23 protein-coding genes are annotated in these 23062 nt (G+C 24.0%); 10 read left to right on the top strand and 13 right to left on the bottom strand.

Annotated features, from left to right (window positions below; all coding sequences use genetic code 4):
• From ybeY to LQ356_RS00105, 3 genes are all read right to left on the bottom strand, one after another.
• Complete coding sequence (ybeY, locus tag LQ356_RS00115; protein ID WP_405311656.1) at nt 1-453, bottom strand: rRNA maturation RNase YbeY; 453 nt, start codon at nt 451-453, stop codon at nt 1-3.
• A 34-nt stretch (nt 454-487) separates the two neighbouring features.
• The gene (locus tag LQ356_RS00110) at nt 488-2509 is read right to left on the bottom strand and encodes an Mbov_0121 family peptidase domain-containing ABC transporter (protein WP_405311655.1); all 2022 of its coding nucleotides are present in this window, start codon (nt 2507-2509) and stop codon (nt 488-490) included.
• 166 nt (nt 2510-2675) lie between these two features.
• A complete protein-coding gene (locus LQ356_RS00105) occupies nt 2676-3218 on the bottom strand; it encodes a hypothetical protein (protein ID WP_405311653.1) in 543 nt (180 codons plus the stop codon).
• 172 nt (nt 3219-3390) lie between these two features.
• Here LQ356_RS00105 and LQ356_RS00100 point away from each other — a divergent pair, with 172 nt between their 5' ends.
• The gene (locus LQ356_RS00100) at nt 3391-4200 is read left to right on the top strand and encodes a leucine-rich repeat protein (RefSeq protein ID WP_405311651.1); all 810 of its coding nucleotides are present in this window, start codon (nt 3391-3393) and stop codon (nt 4198-4200) included.
• A 73-nt stretch (nt 4201-4273) separates the two neighbouring features.
• Entirely contained in the window at nt 4274-4633 is a 360-nt protein-coding gene (locus LQ356_RS00095) for a virulence protein (protein ID WP_405311649.1), read from the top strand.
• A gap of 283 nt (nt 4634-4916) precedes the next feature.
• Here LQ356_RS00095 and LQ356_RS00090 read toward each other — a convergent pair whose 3' ends face one another.
• Nucleotides 4917-5252: a variable surface lipoprotein gene (locus tag LQ356_RS00090; RefSeq protein WP_405311648.1), complete on the bottom strand. Its 336-nt coding sequence runs from the start codon at nt 5250-5252 to the stop codon at nt 4917-4919.
• Entirely contained in the window at nt 5252-8188 is a 2937-nt protein-coding gene (locus LQ356_RS00085; RefSeq protein WP_405311646.1) for an AAA family ATPase, read from the bottom strand. Before LQ356_RS00085 ends, LQ356_RS00090 begins: the two co-directional genes overlap by 1 nt.
• A 359-nt stretch (nt 8189-8547) precedes the next feature.
• Here LQ356_RS00085 and LQ356_RS00080 point away from each other — a divergent pair, with 359 nt between their 5' ends.
• Nucleotides 8548-8733: a hypothetical protein gene (locus LQ356_RS00080; protein ID WP_405311645.1), complete on the top strand. Its 186-nt coding sequence runs from the start codon at nt 8548-8550 to the stop codon at nt 8731-8733.
• Nucleotides 8734-9138: 405 nt separating this feature from the next.
• On the opposite strand, the gene LQ356_RS00075 is transcribed toward LQ356_RS00080, so the two are convergent.
• A complete protein-coding gene (locus LQ356_RS00075; RefSeq protein WP_405311644.1) occupies nt 9139-10278 on the bottom strand; it encodes a putative cysteine peptidase in 1140 nt (379 codons plus the stop codon).
• A gap of 241 nt (nt 10279-10519) precedes the next feature.
• Between LQ356_RS00075 and LQ356_RS00070 the strand changes: the two genes are divergently transcribed.
• The 7 genes from LQ356_RS00070 (at nt 10520) to gap (ending at nt 17779) form a co-directional block, all read left to right on the top strand.
• The gene (locus LQ356_RS00070; RefSeq protein WP_405311642.1) at nt 10520-11713 is read left to right on the top strand and encodes a phosphopentomutase; all 1194 of its coding nucleotides are present in this window, start codon (nt 10520-10522) and stop codon (nt 11711-11713) included.
• 2 nt (nt 11714-11715) lie between these two features.
• Entirely contained in the window at nt 11716-12696 is a 981-nt protein-coding gene (locus tag LQ356_RS00065) for an MAGa3780 family membrane protein (RefSeq protein WP_405311641.1), read from the top strand.
• Nucleotides 12697-12703: 7 nt separating this feature from the next.
• Nucleotides 12704-14134, top strand: a complete 1431-nt coding sequence (gene proS, locus LQ356_RS00060; RefSeq protein ID WP_405311640.1) for a proline--tRNA ligase — start codon at nt 12704-12706, stop codon at nt 14132-14134.
• A 39-nt stretch (nt 14135-14173) separates the two neighbouring features.
• Nucleotides 14174-14470, top strand: a complete 297-nt coding sequence (locus LQ356_RS00055) for a thioredoxin family protein (protein ID WP_405311638.1) — start codon at nt 14174-14176, stop codon at nt 14468-14470.
• 96 nt (nt 14471-14566) lie between these two features.
• Nucleotides 14567-15364, top strand: coding sequence for an HAD-IIB family hydrolase (locus tag LQ356_RS00050; RefSeq protein WP_405311636.1), 798 nt, complete (start codon nt 14567-14569; stop codon nt 15362-15364).
• Nucleotides 15365-15478: 114 nt separating this feature from the next.
• Complete coding sequence (locus LQ356_RS00045; protein ID WP_405311634.1) at nt 15479-16702, top strand: ATP-binding protein; 1224 nt, start codon at nt 15479-15481, stop codon at nt 16700-16702.
• 72 nt (nt 16703-16774) lie between these two features.
• Nucleotides 16775-17779, top strand: a complete 1005-nt coding sequence (gene gap, locus LQ356_RS00040) for a type I glyceraldehyde-3-phosphate dehydrogenase (RefSeq protein WP_405311632.1) — start codon at nt 16775-16777, stop codon at nt 17777-17779.
• 68 nt (nt 17780-17847) lie between these two features.
• On the opposite strand, the gene rsmA is transcribed toward gap, so the two are convergent.
• Genes rsmA through dnaA form a run of 7 tightly spaced genes read right to left on the bottom strand, consistent with a single transcriptional unit; the run spans nt 17848 to nt 23062 of the window.
• A complete protein-coding gene (rsmA, locus tag LQ356_RS00035; RefSeq protein WP_405311630.1) occupies nt 17848-18615 on the bottom strand; it encodes a 16S rRNA (adenine(1518)-N(6)/adenine(1519)-N(6))-dimethyltransferase RsmA in 768 nt (255 codons plus the stop codon).
• Nucleotides 18616-18617: 2 nt separating this feature from the next.
• Nucleotides 18618-19382, bottom strand: a complete 765-nt coding sequence (locus tag LQ356_RS00030; protein ID WP_405311628.1) for a TatD family hydrolase — start codon at nt 19380-19382, stop codon at nt 18618-18620.
• 2 nt (nt 19383-19384) lie between these two features.
• Nucleotides 19385-20050: a 5'-methylthioadenosine/S-adenosylhomocysteine nucleosidase gene (locus LQ356_RS00025; protein ID WP_405311626.1), complete on the bottom strand. Its 666-nt coding sequence runs from the start codon at nt 20048-20050 to the stop codon at nt 19385-19387.
• A 58-nt stretch (nt 20051-20108) separates the two neighbouring features.
• Nucleotides 20109-20303 carry a 50S ribosomal protein L28 gene (rpmB, locus tag LQ356_RS00020; RefSeq protein ID WP_405312183.1) on the bottom strand — a complete coding sequence of 65 codons (195 nt, stop codon included), beginning with the start codon at nt 20301-20303 and terminating at the stop codon, nt 20109-20111.
• Between the two features lie 55 nt (nt 20304-20358).
• A complete protein-coding gene (locus LQ356_RS00015; protein ID WP_405311625.1) occupies nt 20359-20586 on the bottom strand; it encodes an RNA-binding S4 domain-containing protein in 228 nt (75 codons plus the stop codon).
• Nucleotides 20586-21683, bottom strand: coding sequence for a DNA polymerase III subunit beta (gene dnaN / locus LQ356_RS00010; RefSeq protein WP_405311623.1), 1098 nt, complete (start codon nt 21681-21683; stop codon nt 20586-20588). The genes LQ356_RS00015 and dnaN overlap by 1 nt, the downstream gene beginning before the upstream one ends.
• A gap of 11 nt (nt 21684-21694) precedes the next feature.
• Nucleotides 21695-23062, bottom strand: a complete 1368-nt coding sequence (gene dnaA / locus LQ356_RS00005) for a chromosomal replication initiator protein DnaA (RefSeq protein ID WP_405311621.1) — start codon at nt 23060-23062, stop codon at nt 21695-21697.

Raw genomic sequence — 23062 nt, 5'->3', positions numbered from 1 at the left:
TTATTTCCTTTTTATATTTAGTTTTATCATTATATTTTCAACATGATTATTCATTATTTTTGTTTCTTCTTCGGTTTGATGATCAAATCCTAATAAATGAGCTATTCCATGTGTAAATATGTAACAAAATTCCCTTCGTAAAGAATGATTAAATTCTTTAGCTTGTTTTTTAATTTTTCATGGGGATATTATTATTTGACCAATGGGTATAACTTCTAAAAAATTAAGTTCAATTTTTGAGTTTAACGGGAAACTAAGCACATCAGTTGTATAGTTTTTTTTACGATAAAAATTATTAAGTTTTTTCATTTTGCTTTTAGTAACAAAAAGAAGATCAACTTCAATGCTTTTTTCTAAACCAAATTCCTTAATTGTTTCATCTAATATTTCTCTATATTCTTTTAAGAATATAAAGTGATGAAAACTCTTATTAGTGAATGTTAAATGATTCATATGCAAAATTATAAACTAGTACTATTTTTTAAGGTTAAAAATTAATTATTTTTCCATTATTTATGTATTTTTTTGAGTGACTAATTTCAATAAAAAGTGCTTCAGACTGAAAATCTTTAATCGCATCTTTTAGTTTAGTAAAAACATTAATACTTATATTTTCAAATGCTTCATCCAAAAGAATCAAATCATAGCTAAAGCAAAATAGTTGTAATAAGTTTATTAATTGTCGTTGTCCAGAAGATAAATTCATCCCTCCATCTTCAATTTTAGTATCAAAAAATAGATTAAAATATATTAATAATTCAATTAAATTGTATTTTTCTATGTTATGTTTTAATGTATTTAATGCTTTTTCATTTTTTAGTGTTATGAATTCAACAATTGTTAGGTTGGGAAAATAAATATTATTTGAATTTATATAAATTTTTTGGCGAAAATCATTTAAATTAATTATTTTTAATTCATCTTCATTATTAATCAAAATATTACCTTGATATTCATCATATAAACCATACAATAATTTTAAAAATGTTGATTTTCCAACACCATTTTTACCTTCAATAATTATGTTTTGGTTTAAATCTAAACTAATATTATCAAATATTTTTCTATCATCATAATTAAAAGAAAGATTCTTAATTTTGATGTTCGATATTTTTTGAATATATCTTTCATTTTTGTTTTCTTCAGCAAGAAAAACAACAAACTCAAATCTAATAATGTTTTGTTTCATAATCTTAAAATTTAATAAAAAATTTGTTAATGATTCAATTGGCAAGTCTATATACATTATTAATGAATTAAATAATAACAAGTTTCCTATCGATAAATTTTTACTAAAAAAGAAGTTAACCCCAATATACATTATTAGTATTTGTTCTAAAACATTTAAAAAAGTAATTGTTGTTTTATTTCAATTTGTTGTGTTTAAAATGCTTAAATTCAATTCTTTTTGAGCATTTAATAAATCATTTATTTTATTAATGCTTAAAGTTTGATATTCAGGATTTTTTGAATATATATTATTTAAAAAAATTTCAAAATTTTTGTTTGTTATTTCAATTTGATTATTAATTAATTTTGGATATTTGTTATGTAAGTTTTTCTTAAAATAAAAAATTATGATAAATTTTGTTAGAGATATGCCGAGAATAAGAATATATAATTTTCAATTAATAATTCCTAAACAAATACTTGTTATTAATAATGAAATTGAATTAGTAAATAATATGTTTATTACATTTGTATAATATAATGAAATTTCACCAATTGAATTAAGTCTTTGTATATAATCAGATTTATTTATTTTTTGAAGTGACAAACTTTTTCCGTGTATTGTTTTCTTGAAAAATAGATTTAATAAATCATATTGAAATTTTCTTGATAATTTTTGTTCTAATAAAGAATTTAGATAATTATTTATTATCCTTAATAAAAAAACTCAACCAAAGAACAAAAAAATTGATAATGTTTTTTCATTATTATTCTTTGCAATTATTTCATCAAGAATATATTTAATAAAATATGTTGAACCAAATAAAAGAATTTGTCCTAAGAACGACATAATTAACATTAATATAATAGGCCAAATGTTATTTGAAAATAGGTCAAGTTTTTCGTGCATTAAATATTTTTCATCAATATTGCCATTTTTATTAACTGTTATTATTATGTTTAAATATTTATTCTTAAAATCATTTAATTTTAGTTTAATTTTTCCCTTTGCTGGATCAAGTAAATAAACATATTCTTCATCCTTATTTTCAATAATTACATAATGGTAATAATTGTTATCTAGTATTAAAGCAATTATTTCTTCATCTATATTTAATGATAAAAAGGAAGAAAAATCACCTTGTAAGGCTTCAAGAGTTAAACCTATTTTTTCACCTAAATTTGTCAAACTAAAAATATTTATTCCATTTTCTGAATAGTTTACTTCGGATTTCAATATGTTAATATTTAGTTTTTTCCTATAATATTTCTTAAAAAAGCTTGTTAGCACAATTAGTCCACAATCTTTTTCGTCTGTTTGTAAATAATCAAGTGTCATAACTATATTTTTATATTAATATTGTTTTTTATTGACTAAATTGATAAAAATTTGTGAAAACTTTGATAAAACTTTGGAAATTTTTAAGAAAACACAACAATATAAGATTAATTATAATGTTGTGTTTTTGGAAGTTAATATCGTTAATGTTAAGTTTTTGAAGAATTTATTTCTTTTTTAAATCATAATTCTTAATATCTGTTTCATGAAAAGATTCTAATCTTGTAAGTCTGTTTTCAATAGAATCTAAACGCTTTGAAAATGACTCATTAAATTTTCTTTGTTCTGCAAATTGTTGAGTTACAAATTCATTAAATTTAAGTTGTTGTTCATTAAACTTCTTTTGTTCTTTAAATTCATTTATTACAAATTCTTTAAAATTCTTTTGTTCTTTAAATTCATTTATTACAAATTCTTTAAACTTCTTTTGTTCTTTAAATTCGTTTATTACAAATTCTTTAAACTTCTTTTGCTCTTTAAATTCATTTATTACTAATTCTTGGAATTCACTTTGTTTCATAGTTCCGCCTTTATTGTCTCTAACAATTTTATTATCCTCATTTACGACAAAAAGATAATATTTTACTTTAGGATTATCTGCATCTTCATCTATATATGATTTTACATTATTGTATTTTTTTATATCCTTAATTAATAAATTTGAATCAAATTCGTTATTTAACTTAATTAAATGTTCTTTTTTTGTCATTTTTTCTCCTTACATTTTCATTTTAAAAGGTAAATGCTTAATAAGTTAAAAATTGATAAAAATTTGTGAAAACTTTGATAAAACTTTGATAAATCAAAGCATAAAAATTCCATCTTATCATTTCTTAATTTAATTTATTAGTTTTATGTTATTATTTTTAATTATGAAAATTATGAAAAATAGAAATAAAAAAATAGCTTTATATACTTCACTATTGAGTTTAACAGGATTTGCTTTTTCTTCATTAGCTTTATCTTGCTCATGTGGTGGTGAAAAAGCGAACACTTTTGCAACTACATATATTAAAAATAATTTTGATAAAAACACCAAAACTTTAGATTTAAGTAATACTAATATAACCCATATTAAAAGTGGAGCATTTTCACGAGATTTGTTATCAAATTTACAAAATGCTAAATCTAATCAAATTAAACCCGGTACTTTTTCAGGCGATACTTATATTAAAAGATTGATATTACCTAAAACAATTGAATATATAGGTAAATCTGCTTTTGAGGGACTGGGTTTAGAAGAAGTTCAAATTCCAGAAAATTCAAGATTAAGATTAATTGATAAATCTGCTTTTAATCAAAATAGAATCAAAACATTGACTTTTCCAAAATTAGATGATGATAAACGTGAATTAGTTATTAAAGATAAGGCTTTTGCTAATAATTTACTTTCATCTGTCACTTTGAACGACAATATTAAAACTTTAGAAAATGCTGTTTTTGCAAATAATGAATTAAATAATTTTGACTTTAAAAAAGTTGAAAAAATTAAATCTGGCGCATTATCACAAAATGATATTGAAGATTTAACTTTACCAGAATCAATTAAAGATATTTCATATGATTTCATGTCACATAAAGATGAAAGTAAAACAATTAATTTAAATATTTTAAATGCAAATCTTAAAAAGAAATTCAAAGAAGAGTTAGAAAAACATCCAGATATTAAAAAACATTTTAATGTTTTTTAAGTTCATTTCTATATTTTTTTATCTATATACCATAATGGTATAATTTAAGTATATTTTCTTTTAGGAGGAAATTATGTATGGATTAGTTTTTTATTTAAATAAAGCAGAACTTAAAAAAGGATATGGTGAAAATCACCATGATGCTTATGAAGAAATTAGAAATATATTAAGACATTATGGATTTCATTGATTATCAAATAGTTTTTATTTTTCAAGAGTTTTAAATAGTATTGTACAAATATTTCAAGCCGTTCAAGCATTAAAACAAATACCTTGATTTGTTAGTTCTCTAGTTAGCTTGCATGTATTTAAAATGGAAGATATGTCAAATTTTACTTCTTATATTAAAGAATCAGATAAAACTATTTCTATTGATGAAGAGGAATTTGAAACAGAGATTGAAGAAGGAAAACATAATAAAAACAAAAAATAGTTTGTTAAAAATAACATGAAATGTATATAGACTATTTATAAGATTAGACTTATATGATGTGAGTCTAATTTTTTGTTTTTCATTATTTGAGTTAATAAAAAAATGATACCTGAAACCAGGTATCGGGATACAACACAAATAGTAAGTATCAAGGCAAAGATAACGTATTATTATTTTGCAATTGGATTAATTATATATTAATATAACATATTATTTTTAATAATTTGTATCATGTTATTTGTGTTTTTTCCTATTCTTAAAATAAAAAAATAGCGATGTTTCGCTATTCATTACTATCATACATTGAAGATAAATTATTATTTGATTCAACAACTTTTGAAATTATATGTTTATAGATGTCAATACGTTTATTTTTATCACTAACATTTTGTAGCAATGAGTTAAGTTCATTAAATATACTTGTCTTGAAAGAATCAAATTTTGAAGGTATATTTAATTTTTGTTCTAATTTAGTACGATATTTTTTATTTGTCTTTAATACACGATTAAGTTTAGACTTAAGTGAAGATTCACACGACGCTGCAAGTAATGGTGTTGAAATAATTAACGGAAGTATAGCACCTAATGAAAGGAATATTTTTTTAGAATTTTTTTTCACTAGTTTGTTTCCTCGTTATCAATTAATTTTTTAGCTTCAGCTAAATTAACGCTAAAGAATGTAGTAACACCACGTTTTTGCATTGTTGCTCCATATAATTTGTCAACACGTTCCATTGTACCTTGACGGTGGGTTATAACAATAAATTGTGTTTCTTTCTTTAAATTTTGTAAGAATTCTGCAAATCTAATAACATTAGCTTCATCAAGAGCAGCTTCTACTTCGTCAAGAATACATAAAGGTAATGGTTTTGCCTTAAGTATTGAGAATAAAAGTGAGATTGCAATAAGCGCTTTTTCTCCACCTGAAAATAGTTTTAAATTCTTTATTGCTTTTCCTGGAGGTTGAGCGATAACATCAATACCAGATTCTAATAGATTTTCAGGATCTGTATATCTAATTTCAGCCATACCTCCACCAAACATTTTGCTAAAGACAAATTTAAATTCGCTATTAACTAAATCAACTGTTTGAGTTATTTTGTTAACAATAATTTTGTCCATTTCATCAATAGCATCTTCAATGGTTTTTTTAGCAGTAATAATTTGTTCTTCTTGAGTTTTAACTTGGTTATATCTTGTTTCAACTTCAGCAAGTTGTTCAATTGATTCAAGGTTAACATGTCCAAGTTCACGAATATCTTGTCTTAAATTATCAACTAATTTTCTTGCAACATCAAAATCAATTTCAGAATTATAAAATTGTTTTGCTGTTTCAAAAAGCATGCCGTATTGTTCAGATAATCTACGTTTTGCACCTTCAATTGTAGCTTCAGCACGTGCTTTATCACCAATTTTTTTTGAATTTTCAACAAGTAAATCTTTTAAAGCAACATCTGCTTCATTTTTCTTATATGTTATTTCATAGTATTGTTCTCTTGATGATTTTAGTAATTCATTTTGAGTTTTTAATTTAGCTGATAAATCAGAACGTTTCGTAATTAAATTTGAAATTTCTTTTGCAAAATCAACATTTGCTTCTAGTTCTAATTTTTCATTTGTTAATTGTTGATATTGAATTGACAAGCGGTCAAATTCCTCAATTGCTTCTTTTAGTTTACTTTCATATGATGCTTTTTCTAATGAATAATTAGTGCTCAAAGAAATTTTGCTTTGTTTTTCATATTCTAATTTAGCAATTTTTTCTCTTAGTAAAGCAATGTTGTTTTCTAAAGGAGGAATAAGTGCTTCTAATTCTTTTAGTTGATCTTCTAATCCAAAAATCGAAACTGTTTGGCTAACTTGTCCACCAGACATAATACCGCCAACTTTAACAGTGTCTCCATCTAGTGAAACAACCATATATCTTTTTTCAAGTAAGTTAGCTAATTTGGATGCATTTTCAATAGTGTCACATATTAATATATTTCCTAATAAGAATTTCTTTAAAATGTCGTATTCACGATCAACAGTAACAAGTTCAGCGGCAACTCCTAAAAATCCCTTTTGTACTTGAGCAACAACGATGTGTTGTTCTTGAACAATTTTAGGTCTAATTGATGCTAAAGGAATAAAGGTAGCACGTCCCCCATTGTTTTGTTTTAAAAAGTTAATTGCATCAACAGCTGTTTCAGAAGTATCAACAACAATATGTTGCATTGCTGATGCTAAAATGGTTTCAATTGCACGTGCAAATTTAGGTTCAACCTCAATTATTTGACTAACTAATGCTTTATAGCCTTTAAATAAGTGGGCATTTTCGGTTATGTTTTTTGTACCTTTAGCTAATGAAGTTTTATTATCTCTAACATCTTTTATAACATCAATTTTTGATTTTACTTTGTTTAATTTATCAATTTCAATTGAACATTGACGGCTTGATTCATTAATTTCAGTGTTTAATTTTATTGTTAAATCTTCAAGATTCTTTAATTCATCACTTTTAGTTTTAATAAAATTTTTAAAAGCAGATATTTTTTCATTAAGTTCTGAAAGTACTTCTTTTAAAGTATCAATTTGTGCTTCAGTACTTACTTTGATATCACCACTTAAAACCATTTCACGGTGTTTTGCTTCTTTTGCACTTCTTATTTCCATTGAGGAAATATTTGTATTAGTTTCATCTAATTCTTTTTGTAATTCTTGAATTAGTTTTTCAAGTTCATTAATTATTTCAGTTTTTTGTTTTATTGATGCATTATATGATTCTAGTCTTGCTTCTAGATCATCTTTAGCAATAGCATAGTCCTTAGCTTCTTCTTCTAAAATTTTTAATTGGTCTGAAAAATAAATAAAATCATGAACTAATAAAGCAACTTCAACATCTTTTAATTGTTCAGTTTTTTCTTTGAAAATTTTTGCTTTTTCTGCTTGTCTTTGTAAAGGCTTTAGTTGTTTTTCTAATTCTTGAACCAAAACTGTAATTTGTGATAAAGCTTCTTCGGTTCTTTCCAATTTTCTTTGTGCTTCAATTTTACGCACACGATACATTGAAGTCCCAGATGCTTCTTCAAATATTTCACGTCTTCTTTCAGGTGTTGCTTCAGCTATATCTGAAATTGTTCCTTGTCCAATAATAGCTAGAGAAGACTTAGAGATTCCACTTTCCATTGAAATTTCTTTAATATCTTTAAGTCTAGCAAGTTCACCATTAATGTAATATTCATTTTCACTTTTTCCACGGTTTAAAACACGAGAAATAGTGAAAAAGTCTTGGTCTATTGAAACAGCTCTATCGCGATTGTCAAATGTTAATGTAACTTCAGCACGGTTCATTTCTTTTTCAGTTTTTGAACCTGCAAAGATAACATCTTCCATATTATCTCCACGTAATGCTTTTGATGAAGATTCACCTAAAACTCAACGAATAGCATCATTAATATTTGATTTACCTGAACCGTTTGGCCCAATAATAGCACAAACTCCACCATCAAATTTTAAAGCCACTTTATCAGCAAATGATTTAAATCCATGCGCTTCTACTTGTATTAATTTCATAATATTCCTTATTAAATAAGTTGTAATTTTTTTATATTAATTTTAAACTAATTTATTTAATTTAGATAATTTAAAAAAATAGCATCTATATGATGCTAGCAACATATAATTTTTAACTATTGATTTAATTTGATTTTTTTAGTTTATTTATGGAAAATTTTTGTCACTTTGTTTTAAGTATAATAACCAAAAATATAATAAATGAAGGGAAATAAATTAGGTTAATAATAAATAAATTTTTTGCTATATTTGAAACCGTGCCTGCGATAAAATTAAAATTATATAAAGTGTTAATACTTTCCGGGAATAATGATGAAATTATCATAATAATTAAATAGTTTGTTTTCACATCATGGACTATGTTGTATAACACAATCCCAAAAGTTAAAGAAATTAGATATATAAAAATTAATAATAAGGAAAATAAAAATATTTTTTTAATAGTGTTTGTAAATCTAATTAATAAATATGTAATTAAAAACCAATATGTGTTTCTAACTAGAAAAACAAATAAATATTCTAATATTTTTGTATTTTTAAGATAAACATTAATAATTTTTTTTGATTTCCCATAAGATTCATAATAATAATTTTGATTTATAAATATTATTAAAATATTTACAAAAAAAGTTATTAATAATATTGAAAAAGTAAAAATAAAGATAAATAGAATAATTTTTTTAACTTCAATGTTGTTTAAAAGTATATTTTTTTTATAAAAATGTCTTTTAACAAAATAAGAGTTTATTAACAATGAAAGACATAATATAACTAATAATAATTGCGTTACATATGATGGATTTAATAAGAAAACTTGATTCAACTCAGAAAATATAGCATTTGGATTAATTATTTTAGTTAATTTTATATATATTGAAAGAGATAATAAATATATTGAAAAGAAAATTAAGAATGTTAAATATGGTAAAAAATATAGAATAGTCTTTTTATTATTCATTTAACAATTTTCTAATTTCTTCACCAGTATACATTTCACCATTATATTTAAATAATTTATTTGTATATAAATTACTATTACTTTTTGGTCTCATAGTAAACATAATTTTTAATGCAGAACCAGCTGCTGCTAATTTTCAATAATTTACTAATACTATTGAATCATTATCTCCTCATAATCAATTTAATAACACCATTTTTGTGTCCTCATCATATCCATAAATAACAAAAGAATGCATAGTTTTTGTTGTGCTAACTATAACAGGATTGTTGTTGTTAATATTTTGAGTAGTTTTTCAATAATACGCGCCTCCCTTATAATCATATTCATATGTATTGAAAGCCTCTTTATTTTTAATAAATTTATTTATTGGATATTTATACGATGAATATGCATAAAAATTTACTCATCTTTTGTTCAATCTTCATAAATTTGCAACTAATGATTTGTTTGGTTCATTATATTGATAATATTTAAAGGTTGGCGAGGCATTAATTAAAGAATTATTATAATTATTATATTCAAAATATTCATTAAATTCTTCATTAGTGAATATATTACTATTCTTAAATAAATGATTATATAAAAGTATGTTAGATATTGCAATATATTCGCATAAACCAGAATTATCATATTTATCAAATAAATCATCTTGATCTGTATATCCAACTTTTTGTAAAGTGTTCCTTGATGCTCATCATCATGCATCTTTCACCAAATTAGATATATTTGGTAATGTATCTAACTTATCTTCATCAATTGGTGAATATTTATTTTTACTATACGTAGAAATTTTGTTTTGATTTTTTTCATTAAAATTTGGGAAAGAATATATTAAATTTTCATTACTTTTATGAAATCCCCTTTTTATTTCAATAATTTCGAAATTATTTTTGTCAACTACTGCATAATATAAGGTAAATTGTATATATAAATAATTGTTATTTATTTCCTTAATATAATTGAATTTTTCTTGTATTTTGAAAAACCTATTTATGGTTTTTTTAGTTTTATTAATAGCTAACTTATATTTTGTATTTAAAATGTTAGGTTTTATTTGCATCGATATTAAAGAAATAGGCAAAACAAAAGCCAAAATAGACCCACTTTTTAAAATAGAATTTTTATTCATTATAATATTTCTCCTTATTCCTTTTTTTATTAATCTTAATTAAAATTATATCAAAATGTGTTTATTAATGAATAACCCATGTAATTCAATCTATAAAAAAGTAATTTTATAAACAAATTTATTAGATATTTTTGTCTTTAATTATCTTAATTTTTAAAAAATGGTAATATATAAATGTAATATATAACCATTAATTTATATTTATTTAATGATTAAAAAAATAAAAGAAGAAAGGATTTAAATGCCAAAATTTAGAAGAATATTTTTTATTGTAACTGATGGGCTCGGTATTGGTCCTGAACCTAGACAAGAAGAGTTTGGGGATAAAGGTGCTAATAGTTTTTTACATGCTTCAGAAGTTTTACCATTAAATATTCCAAATTGACAAAAATTAGGAATTACTGAAGTCGCAAAAATGGCTGGACATGTTGCAAGAAATAAACATCCATTAGCATATGTTGGAAAAATTTACGAAATGTCAAATGGCAAAGATACTCTTACTGGACATTGGGAAATGATGGGAGTATATACTAAAGTTCCAAGTCCTCAATTTATTGAAAAAGGATTTCCTGAAGATTTATTAAAAGAAATTTCAAAAGCTTTTGATGGAAGAAAAATTATTGGGAATCGTCATGAATCAGGAACTGTTATTTTAGAAGAATTAGGACAACAACATATTAAAACAGGAGATATGATTGTTTATACTTCACCTGATTCAACTATGCAAATATGTGGTGATGAAAAAACTTTAGGTGTTGAAAAACTTAATGAATATGCTAAAAAGGCTAGAGAAATTTGTTCATCTAGACCTGAATGAAATGTTGCTAGAGTTATATCGAGACCTTTTGTATTTGAAAATGATAAATTTATAAGAACATTTAACCGCCATGATTTTGCAAATAAACCAACTTCACATGTTATTTTAGAAGACCTTAAAACAAAAGGAGTTGATGTTGTTGCCGTTGGAAAAATAAAAGATATTTTTAGCGGTGTTGGAATAAATACTGTTTATGGTCCTGCTTCAGATGATGAAAATATGGATGTAGCAATTAATATAGCTTCATCTAATTCAGAAAATCAATTTATTTTTGTTAATTTGGTACAATTTGACAGTCATTATGGACATCGAAGAAATCCAATTGGTTATAGCGAAAATATATCAAGACTTGACATTAAATTAGGGAAACTTATTAATGCGATGCGTGATGATGATTTATTAATTATGACTTCTGATCATGGTAATGATCCAACAATGCCAGGCCAAGATCATACACGTGAAGCGCTACCGTTAACAATATTTTCAAAATCATTTAAAAAACCTAAAGTATTTGCTAGACCACTTAAAGGATTAGGAACTGCAGGAAATATTGTAGCACGTAATTTTGGAGTTCCAATCGTTGAAACTGGAGAAGACATATTTGAGGAGTTAATTTAATTATGGATATACAAAAACAAAAAATAGTTAGCGATCAAAACGCTAAAGAATCATTAAAAATGACACCAAATAAAATAGTTGCTTTAATTATTGGCATTGTTTTACTTACTTTTTTAGTTGGTTCTTTAATAAACGATTTAATTTTTTATGATACATATGATTTTAATAATGGTCAAAGTTTATTATTTAAACATAAGAAAACAAAAGAAGAATGAGCAATATTTAAAGATAAATTTATTTGACAATTTTTAATGCGTTTTACTTATTTAACTGTACATATTAATTTATTAGCATCTGTTTCATTAATTAATTATGCATTGAATAAAAAATATCAATTATCAGCAAGAAGATTTTTAAATTTTGCTTTTACATACTTAGTATTCGGGGTAATTTTATATTGAGGTTTTGTTTCATATAGATTAACAGAAAGATTTACTGGTCGTCTTAAATGATATAATTACTTTCATGTTTATTTATCTCATTTAATAATGCCAATTTTTGCCTTTGTAGGGTTTCTATTTGCAAAAAATGATTTAATAATGTGAAAAAGAGATATTGCATGATCAACTTTTTATGTTGCCGGATATATATTCTTTTATTTTGTAATGTATACTACATTATTTGTTAAAGCATTTAATGGTTATAAACCTGAACCTGGTCTTACATCTGACCAAATATATTTAAAAAGAATGGAAGCAGGAAATGCTGCAACTACATTTTTATATGATTTTCTTCATTTTGCTAAACCATTATTTTCTGAAAACCCTTATAAAGGTTTTTCACATACTTTAATTTGAACTAAAGCAATTTTAATTGACATAATTTTGGTTGCTTTCTTAATTTCTATTAGTCCACTATTAATGTTTACATTTAAATATTTATTTAAAATAAAAATGTTAAAAACCAAAGAAGAATATTTAGAGTATAAAAAAATACTAAAAGAAAATTGAAATGCTAAACCTATTTTAGCAATTGCTTATTAATTTGAAAATGAAAAAAATTGAAAAAATTACTTTACAAAAAGAAGATTTTGCTTCTTGATATACTGATGTTATAAAAAATGGTGACTTAATGAGTTATGGTTCTTCTAAAGGATCAATAATATTCAAACCATTGTCTTTTGCTATTTGAGAAAATATTAGAAATACATTAGATAAAATGTTTAAAACAAAAAATGTTAAAAACGTTTATTTACCATTATTAATACCTGAATCATTACTTCAAAAAGAAAAAGAACATGTTCAAGGGTTTAATCCTGAACTTGCAACTATAACAGAAATTGGCGGAAAGAAATTAAGTGAAAAATTTTATGTGCGTCCTACAAGCGAAACTTTATTTGGTGAGTTTTTTAAAAATGAATTAAATTTATATAATGAACTACCATTGATTTTCAATCAATGAGCAAACGTTGTTCGTTGGGAGAAAACTACTAACCCTTTCTTAAGGACTAGAGAATTTTTGTGACAAGAGGGACATACAATTCATAAGACTGAGGAAGAAGCAAGAAAATTAACTTTAGAAATTTTATATATTTATAAAAACTTTTTAAAAGAATATTTAGCTATTCCTATTGTTGAAGGTCAAAAAACTGAACACGAAAAATTTTCTGGTGCAGTTGACACTTATACTATTGAAGCAATGATGAAAGATGGAAAAGCTTTGCAAGCAGGTACTAGCCATTATTTGGGCCAAAACTTTACAAAAGCATTTAATGTTACTTATAAAAATGAGGAAAATAAATTAGTTAATCCATATGGTACTAGTTGAGGAACAACTACTAGATTAATAGGTGCTTTGATTATGACACATGGTGATGACCATGGAATTATAATTCCTCCTAGAATTGCTCCTGTCCAAATTGATATATTAGAATTATTTTCTAAAAAAGATAGCCTTGTGAGCAAAATTTCTAATGATATATATAATGTTTTAACTAAAGAATTTAGAGTTAGCATCGATAAAAGTGATAAAAACCCTGGATTCAAAGCGGCTAATAGTGAAATTCATGGTACACCATTAAGAATAGAAATTGGCCCTAATGATGTAAAAAATAACCAAGTTATATTTGTTCGTCGAGACACATTGGAAAAAATAACCATTAAAATTGAAAATGTATTTTTTGAAACACAAAAAATATTAGAAGAAATTCAAAATAATTTATATAATAATGCTCTTACTAGATTAAATAATAATTTTTCAATAGCAAGTAATTATAATGAATTTAAAAAACTAATATCCGAAGGGAAATGAGTAATTACTTTGTTTGCAGGAACAGACCAAGATGAGGTAAAAATAAAAGAAGAGACTGGAGCTTCTACAAGATGTTGCCCATTCAAAACCCCTATTAATATTTCTGGCGATAAATGTTTTTATACAAACAAAAAAACAAAAAGAATTGTAATATTTGCAAAAGCATATTAAAATTATTATAAATAACAAAAATAAAATAAAGGAAATGAAATGTTGGAAAGAATAACTAAATCAGAATTAAAAGATAGACATTTAGAAGGCAAAGCAATTTTAGCTTTTAGAGCTACTTGATGTCCTCCATGTCAAATGATTGGTCCTGAACTTCAAATGTTAGCAAATAGATATACTGATATCAATGTATTTGATTTCGATGTTGACAAGAATATTGATTTTGCAAGAGAAATGAATGTTACAGGTATACCTTCACTATTCTATTATAAAGATGGAAAATTAGTTAATACTTCTTCTGGATATTTACCAATGGAAGAAATTCTAAAAAACTTTTAAAATTAAACAATAAATTACATTTCACAATAGAAATGTTTTTTATTTATAATATATTAAATTATATCGATAATATAATCAAAACAATAAGTGGGAAATATGGATTTTAAACCTCAAATATATTTTATAGATTTAGACGGAACTACGTTAGACTTACCTAAATCTAAATCTAAAATTAGTCGGAAAAATGTTGAAGCGATAAAAAAGATAAATAAAACTAAGCCTGTTGTTTTTTCAACAGGAAGGTCTAATTCTGCATTTGTTATGGATTTGTTAAAAGAAACAAATAGTCCTTATGCAATATGCCAAAATGGCGGAGTTATTGTTGATGCTAATAATAATATATTAGTTAAGTATGAAATACAAAAAGATGACGCTGTTCAAATTATTAAATTACTTGAGAATGAAAAAATGCTCTATATATTTAATAGTGGTAACGTAATTTATGGTTCAAAAGCAAAATTAAAATTCATTAGCATTTGAGCTAGAAAATATGAAAAAAGATCATATGATGAAAAAAATCAAATAACAAATTGCACAAAGATATTAACATTTGGGAAAACTAAAAAAGGTATAAAAGAATTAAAAAACATTTTATTAAAAGAGTTCATAAATATTGCTGTACAAATAGTGTCAAAAGGATATGCACTTGAAATTACAAATTTTAATGCAACAAAAGGAAAAGGCGATTCATATATCTGTAAGTTATTAAATATACCTACTTCTAAAGCAGTTCATATTGGTGACTCTGGGAATGATAGTGAAACAATAAATTATCTAGGTGCCTTTATTTGCATGGGGAATGGATTAAAGGAAATAAGGAACAATGCTTCGTTAGTAGGACCTAAATTTAAAAAGGCAGGTTTAGCTAAATTATTTGAAATACTTGAAAAATAGTGTAAAAATATTTTGTATTTAATTGCAAAGTATTTTTTTTTATTATTTTTTTTGAAATATATTGCAATTAAATAATAAAATTATTATATTTAAATAAGAAAGGAGAAAAAAAGAATGGCAGTAATTAATAGAGAATTTTATGTCAATAAACTTAATGAATTGAAAAATAACAATAGAATTAAAGTATTAACTGGTATTAAAAGATCTGGCAAATCAACAATAATGGATTTATTTATTAATAGTTTAGTAAACAATGGTATTCCTGAAAATAATATTATAAAAATAAATTTCAAGAATGTAGCCAATATTGATTTAACTTCTAAAAATGAAATTATTTCTTATATTAAGTCAAAAATTCAAAACATTGAAGATAAAAAATATTTATTTTTGGATGAAATTAATTTAGTTTACGAGTTTGAAAAAGTGATAAGTATATTATTTAATGAGAACAATAATTTACACATGGATTTTTATATTTCAGGATTAAATAGCAAAATGATTTTGTCAAAAATAATTAACGAAATTAGTGATGAAAATGTATCAGAGCTTAAAATATATCCATTATCATTTTCTGAATATTACAATTTTTATTTAAAAGATAAAAAGACAAAAAAAGATTTATATAAAAAATTTATACAATATGGTTCATTCCCCGCTTTATTAAACAATAATAATAAAGATGAAATTAAAATTAAATTAGAGGATTTGATAAACTCAATTATCTTAAATGATATCGTTGAATATTCTAAAGTATCTAGTACTATTATTCTAAAAAAGATTATTGAATATTTTTATGAAAATATTGGTGTTATAACAACAGATAATAAAATAACAAATGCATTGAATGCAACTGGTAATAGAATATCCTCACACACTGCGGATAACTATATAAAATTTATTCTTAATGCCTTTATAGTTTATGAAGTCAAAAGATATGATCCGAAATTTAAAAAGATACTATCGTCAGGAAATAAATATTATGCTTCTGATTTGGGAATTAAGAATTTCTTATATTCTAAAAATCCTTTATCAAATAGTTATTTATTAGAAAATATTGTTTGCTTAGAATTATTGAAACATAATTATAATGTTTATGTTGGAACTATAAATTGAACAGAAATAAGCTTTGTTGCAATAAAGAATAATGAAGTTAAATATTATCAAATAATAGATTCAATAAAAAATAATGAACGTTTATATAAGGAGCAATTTAAATCATTATTAAGTATTAATGATAATTATCCTAAATGTATTATTACAAATGATGAAATAGAAAAATATAATGAACAAGGGATAGAAGTTATTAATGTTATAGATTGATTATTGGAACAAAATTAAAATAAAAAAATAATATAATAATTAAGTTATAAATTATGATTAAAAATACAATAAATAATAAGGAGAAAATATATGGCAAAATCTAGAATAGCTATAAACGGATTTGGAAGAATAGGCCGTTTAGTATTTAGAGAAATTTTTAATGATAAAGATGTTGAAGTTGTTGCTATTAATGATTTAACCGATGCAAAAACTTTAGCTCATTTATTAAAATATGATACAGCGCATGGGCAAATGAAAAATAATATTTCATTTACTGATTCATCAATAATTGTTGATGGAAAGGAATTCCCTATTTTTGCTGAAAAAGATCCATCATCATTACCATGAAAAAAATATAATGTTGATTTAGTGGTTGAAGGAACAGGAAGATTTGTAACATTAGAAGGAGCGTCAAAACATATTGATGCTGGAGCAAAAAAAGTTTTAATTACAGCACCTGCAAAAAGTGGAGATGTTAAAACAATCGTATATTCTGTAAATCACAACATTTTAACAAAAGATGATAAAGTGGTTTCTGGTGCTTCATGTACAACAAATTGCTTAGCACCCGTTATGAATGTATTAGAAAATAACTTTGGTGTTGAAAAGGCTTTTATGACAACAATTCATTCATATACCGCTGATCAAAGACTACAAGATGCACCTCATTCTGATTTAAGAAGAGCAAGAGCAGCTGCTGCAAATATGATACCTACTACTACTGGAGCTGCTAAGTCAATAGGAAAAGTTATACCTGCATTAAATGGAAAAATGAATGGAATTGCCTTACGTGTTCCAACAATAACTGGTTCAATTATTGATGTTAGTGTCGAATTAAAAAAGAACCCTACTGTTGAGGAAATAAATAAAGCAATGAAAAAAGCTTCATCTGAATCATTATTTTATACAGAAGATGAAATAGTATCAAGTGACATTATAGGTGCAACCGCTGGGTCTATATTTGATGCAAAAATGACGTCAGTTCTAAGTGTTGATGGCAAAAACTTGTATAAAGTATATTCATGATATGACAATGAAAGTTCTTTTGTGAATCAATATGTTAGAACTTTAAAACATATGATTAAGCTTGGATAAAATATACTTAAAAATATGCATAATATAAAATGCATATTTTTTGTTCTTATTTTAAATTAATGCTTATATTAAAAATTAAGTTTAGCGTAAATTTGTTTAATCATTTCTAATGTTAATTCTTCAGATCTAATTTGCATATTAAGATTTAAAATTTTAAATACATTTTCTAGAACATTTTTATTATATTTTGTAGATAAGTTATTTCATAATGTTTTTCTCTTAAATTGAAAAATAACCTTTATAAAAGATAAAAATGAGAATAAATCATACTCATAATTTTTATTGAAATCTAGAATTATAACAGTTGAATTTACTTTTGGTTTTGGGTTGAAATCATTAGGGTGAACATCAATAATTTTTTTTGAATTTGCTACATAAGATACACTTAAAGTTAGCTTACCATATGTTTTACATTTTATTGGTGATAAAATTCTATCCGCAACTTCTTTTTGCATCATTAGTATTGCATATCTAATATTTTTACTATTTGTAATTAATTTAAAAATTATATCTGTTGTTATATTGTAAGGAATATTACCAAACACTACTAAATCTTTATATTTTGTCAAATCTGCATTTAAGAAATTATCGTTAATTATTTCCAAATTTTTTACTTTTAATTTTGTTAAATATTCAACAAGATCTAAATCGATTTCATAAGCTATAAGTTTCTTACATTTTTTAACTATTGATTTTGTTAATGCTCCGTACCCTGGACCAATTTCCAATATATTCTCATATTTTGAATAATCAATTGCATTTAATATTTTTTCCACAACGTGATCATTTATTAAAAAATTTTGTCCAAGTGATTTTTTAGCTTTTATATTTTCCATAATTAAATTTTAAATACTTTTTTTATATTTTCTCTTATTTGTAATATTAATTTTGTTTCATCAATATTTTTGAGATTTGAAATATATTTGTATGTGTATTCAACATATGGACTAATGTTTGGTTTCCCTCTCATAGGAACAGGCGCTAAATATGGAGAATCAGTTTCACAAAAAATTCTGTCAATAGGAATTAAACAAAGAGAATCTTGTATTTTTTTTGCATTTTTAAATGTCACGACACCGGAAAACGAAAAATATAAATTGTCATGAGATAAACATTTTTTTGTAAATTCTACATCTCCACTATACGAATGAAATACTATATTCATTTTTTTATATTTATCATTAGTAATTATATTATATGCGTCTTCTAATGCGTCTCGTATATGTAAAACTGGAACAAGGTTGTATTCTAATGCAACATTCAATTGTGAAATAAAACCTTCCATTTGAATTTCTTTTGAAGGAGAATCTTCATAATGATAATCTAATCCAATTTCACCTATTCCAATTACTTCTTTGTTAATAATAGATTTTAAGAATTCACCATCATTTTTTCCTTTTGATTCAGTTGGATGAATTCCTATTATTGGATATAAAAATTTTTCTTTTTTACATAGTTTCATTAGTTCAACACAATCTTCTTTATTTGTGCCATTTACAAACATAAAATCAATATTATTGTTATGTCATTCATTTACTACTTTTAAAGGATCTTGGTAATATTCTTCAAAAGGATGTGTATGAATATCTATATATTTTTTCATTGTTATAGTTCTCCTATTAAGTTTAAAAATATGTTATAAATTTTACTTTTTCAAATTAAATTATTGTTTTTGTATTGTGACAAATTAGAATTATCAGAAATAACTTTTATTGCTGAAAAAGGTATGTTAAAAAACAATGCTGTATGTGCAAAAGAAGCACATTCCATATCATATAAACTTTTTGACTTTAAATCACCTTGGTAATTAGTATTAAACTTATCTTGCGTTGCTATCACTCTAAAATCTAAATTTAATTTTTTGTTAATGATTTTATTTAAATTATTGCTTGTGTAAAAGTATTTTTTTAAATTTGGTAACATACCAATTTCATAATTAGGAAGTGAGGTTAAGTCAACATCACCATAATATGCTTTTTCAATTAGGAATGAATTTGCAATTTTTTCACGTTCATTGCTTCCGGCAGGACCTATGTTTATTACATTTTTAAATTTATATTTACTTAATAAATAACATAAAAAAAGTGATGAATTAACTTTTCCTACACCAGATATTGCAACCGCAAATTTTTTATTTTTATACTTATAAAAAGTAATTTTTTGAATTTTTTTAAATTCATTATCTATTGTTTCTTCTTTGATGAATTTAATATTTGCATTTCTATCCAATAATTCTATTTCTTCATATTCTGCAAAAATATATAAGTTCATTTTATCTCCTTTGTGCTATCTAAAATAAAAAGCCACTCTTGCGGCTTTTTAATAAAAATTATTTTACTAAACCATATTTTTTTAAGGTTCTAGCATTTTTAGCTGTTACACGAATGGTTTTATTTGAACCATTATCATTTATTGTAACTTTTTGAAGATTAAGATCAAATGTTCTTTTTGTAGCATTTAATGCATGTGATCTTTTATTTCCGCTAAGTGCTTTTTGTCCTGTTAGTTGATCTCTTCCTGGCATATGATTTCACTCCTTAATCTCAATAATATTTCTATATTGTATATTATTTTTTATTTTATTCATTAACTTTGTTTTTTAAAAAAACGATTTTATAAACATTATCATCTATTCAAACAATATCTCCAACCTTAATTTTTGAATTTCTACCCTCAATTTCTTTGTTGTTTATTAAAATTTTGTGAGTTTTAATAAAGAATTTTGTTTTACCACCCGTATCAATAATTCCTACTTTTTTCAAAAATTGACTAACCTTTATGTAATCACCATATATTTCTATTTCCATTAGAATCCTTTTTGCGGTGTAAACAATTGTATATTGTTTGGGTTTGAATCAGATTTAGCAACTAATCTCATATGATCTTTAGTAATGTAAATATTAATTTCATCATCAAATACCGAAATTGCATCTTTTAAAAATTTACCATTTAATAATAATTTTAATTCATCGCCATTATAGATAAAATTCTTAGTTTTAAGTACCACATTAGCTATTTCATCACGAGATGAAGATAGTGTTAACACATTATTTTTAATTGTTAATCGTATTTTATTATAGTTTTCATTAATAATTACACTGGCTTTATTTAATAATGATGAAATTTCTTTTTTAGAAATTGTTAATGTAAAAGGAAAATCTTTTGGAATTATTTTAGAAACATCTTGGTATATTTGTTCAACTATTTTTGATTGTATTATATTGTTATCGATTTGGAAAATAATTTTGTGGTCAGATATATATAAATTAATATCTCCATTAAATTCAAAGGATAATAAATCTTTTAGATTTTTTGATAATAATGAAATATTAAAGTTAATATCATTTTCAATAGGAAGTATTTGCTCTGCATATCTATATCTATCCGTTGCAAGCATTTTTAATTGTTTGTTTTTTGCTGATATATTTACACAACACAATATTAAGTTTGCTTCATTTTGAGATGCTGCAAATCAAACGTTTTTAGCAATGTCTTTTAGGTCTTGCCATTTAATTTTTAACATTTCTCCATATATTGTAAAATCAATGGTAGGGTAATCGAAATTATTGTATAAATTCAATGTGTATATATCATCACTCGATTTTATTTGCATAATATTATCATTGGTAATTATTTGCAAATCTGAATCAACTTTTTTAACAATATTTCTAAACATGTTTAATTCAATTAATGCCACACCTGGAGTAATAATTGAAGAATCCATACTAGTATTTATAGTGTGTTTAATACTAATTTCTCCATTAGAACCAATTAACGTTATTTTATTGTCTTCTGCCTCAATCAAAACCCCCTTCATTACAGGAATAAAAGGATTTTGATCTATTGCCTTTGCAACCAACTCGATGGCATTATCCAATATTATTTTATTAATTTTAATTTCCATATTTTTCCTTTCTATAAGATTTTATTTAAATTTTCTTTTATTTTTTCTATTGCAAATTTTAGTGCTGAATTTGATTTCATGTTGTTATCAATTCATTGAATGGAAACAATAACAGTTGAATGAGACTGATTACCAAACATTTTTCCAATTTCTTCTAGCGAATATTCGAAATTATTTTTGATTAATCACATTGATATTCGTCTAGCAATTACAATTTCCTCTTTACGTGTTTTTGCAACTATTTTCTTTTTTTCCAATTTATAAAATTTTGCAACGACATCTATAATTCTTTCCGGTGTAATACTATCCTTAACTTGTGAAACATTCTTAAATATTGATTTTATTGTAGCGATATCATAAGTGAAATAATCATCGCCTTCACTAAATAATTTAATTCTATTTATTGCACCTTCAATTGATCTAATTGATACTGAAAAATTTCTTGCAATGAATTTAAATGATTCATCTTCTCACAATTCAGGATTGATATTATTTTGTTTTAATTTAAACTTTAATATTCTAATTACATCATCCATTTCGGGTGATGCTATATTTAATGTCAATCCTCCACTAAACCTTGTTACGAATCTTTGTTCAAAACCACCAAGGTCTTCTGGTTTTTTATCAGCTGTAATTATTATTTGCTTTTTTGCATTAATCATAATATTGATAATATTGAACAAAACGGTTAAAGTACTTTCCTTATTAGCATATTGTTGAACATCATCAAACATAAGACAATCATAACTAGTTAAGTCATCAACAATTTTATTAATTTCTTCTTGGTTTCTATTTTTTAATTGCTCAACTAGCTTTCTAGTTAATTCATCAGGATTAATATAAAAACAAGATTTATTTATTTTTAATAATTCATTACCAATAGCATGTAATAAATGTGTTTTTCCAAGTCCACTTGCTCCATATATAAAAAGAGGTGAATATAAAACTTCTTTATTATTAAAAATAGTTTTAGCAGCTTTTATAACGATAGCATTAAATTTGCCTTCAGCATATTTTGAAAAATTTAATTCGGGATTTATATTTGTTTTTTTAGGTTTCGTCTGACTAATACTTGGAGAAACTTCTAATGATTTAAGTTCAGATATGTTGTCTATAAGAATCACATTTACTTTTTTGTTATAAACATTTTTAATAATTCTATCTAGCAAGTCAAAATATTTATTTTTAAGAAAGTCTTTTATTTTTTCAGGAACTAATAAATATATTGTTTCATTCTCTTCATGACAAATACTAATTTCCGAAAAAAATTGTTCATAAATCATATTGTCTGCTATATTATTTTTTAGATCATTTTGCAAAGTAATATTTTTAACTTTTAAATCAATTTCTTTTTCTAATTGTTGGCTTGAATTAATCAT

Source organism: Metamycoplasma faucium, from assembly GCF_045160055.1.
Classification (GTDB): Bacteria; Bacillota_I; Bacilli_A; order Mycoplasmatales; family Metamycoplasmataceae; genus Metamycoplasma; species Metamycoplasma faucium.
Note: the sequence above shows the minus strand (reverse complement) of the source record. Positions and strands in the feature narration are given on the sequence as shown.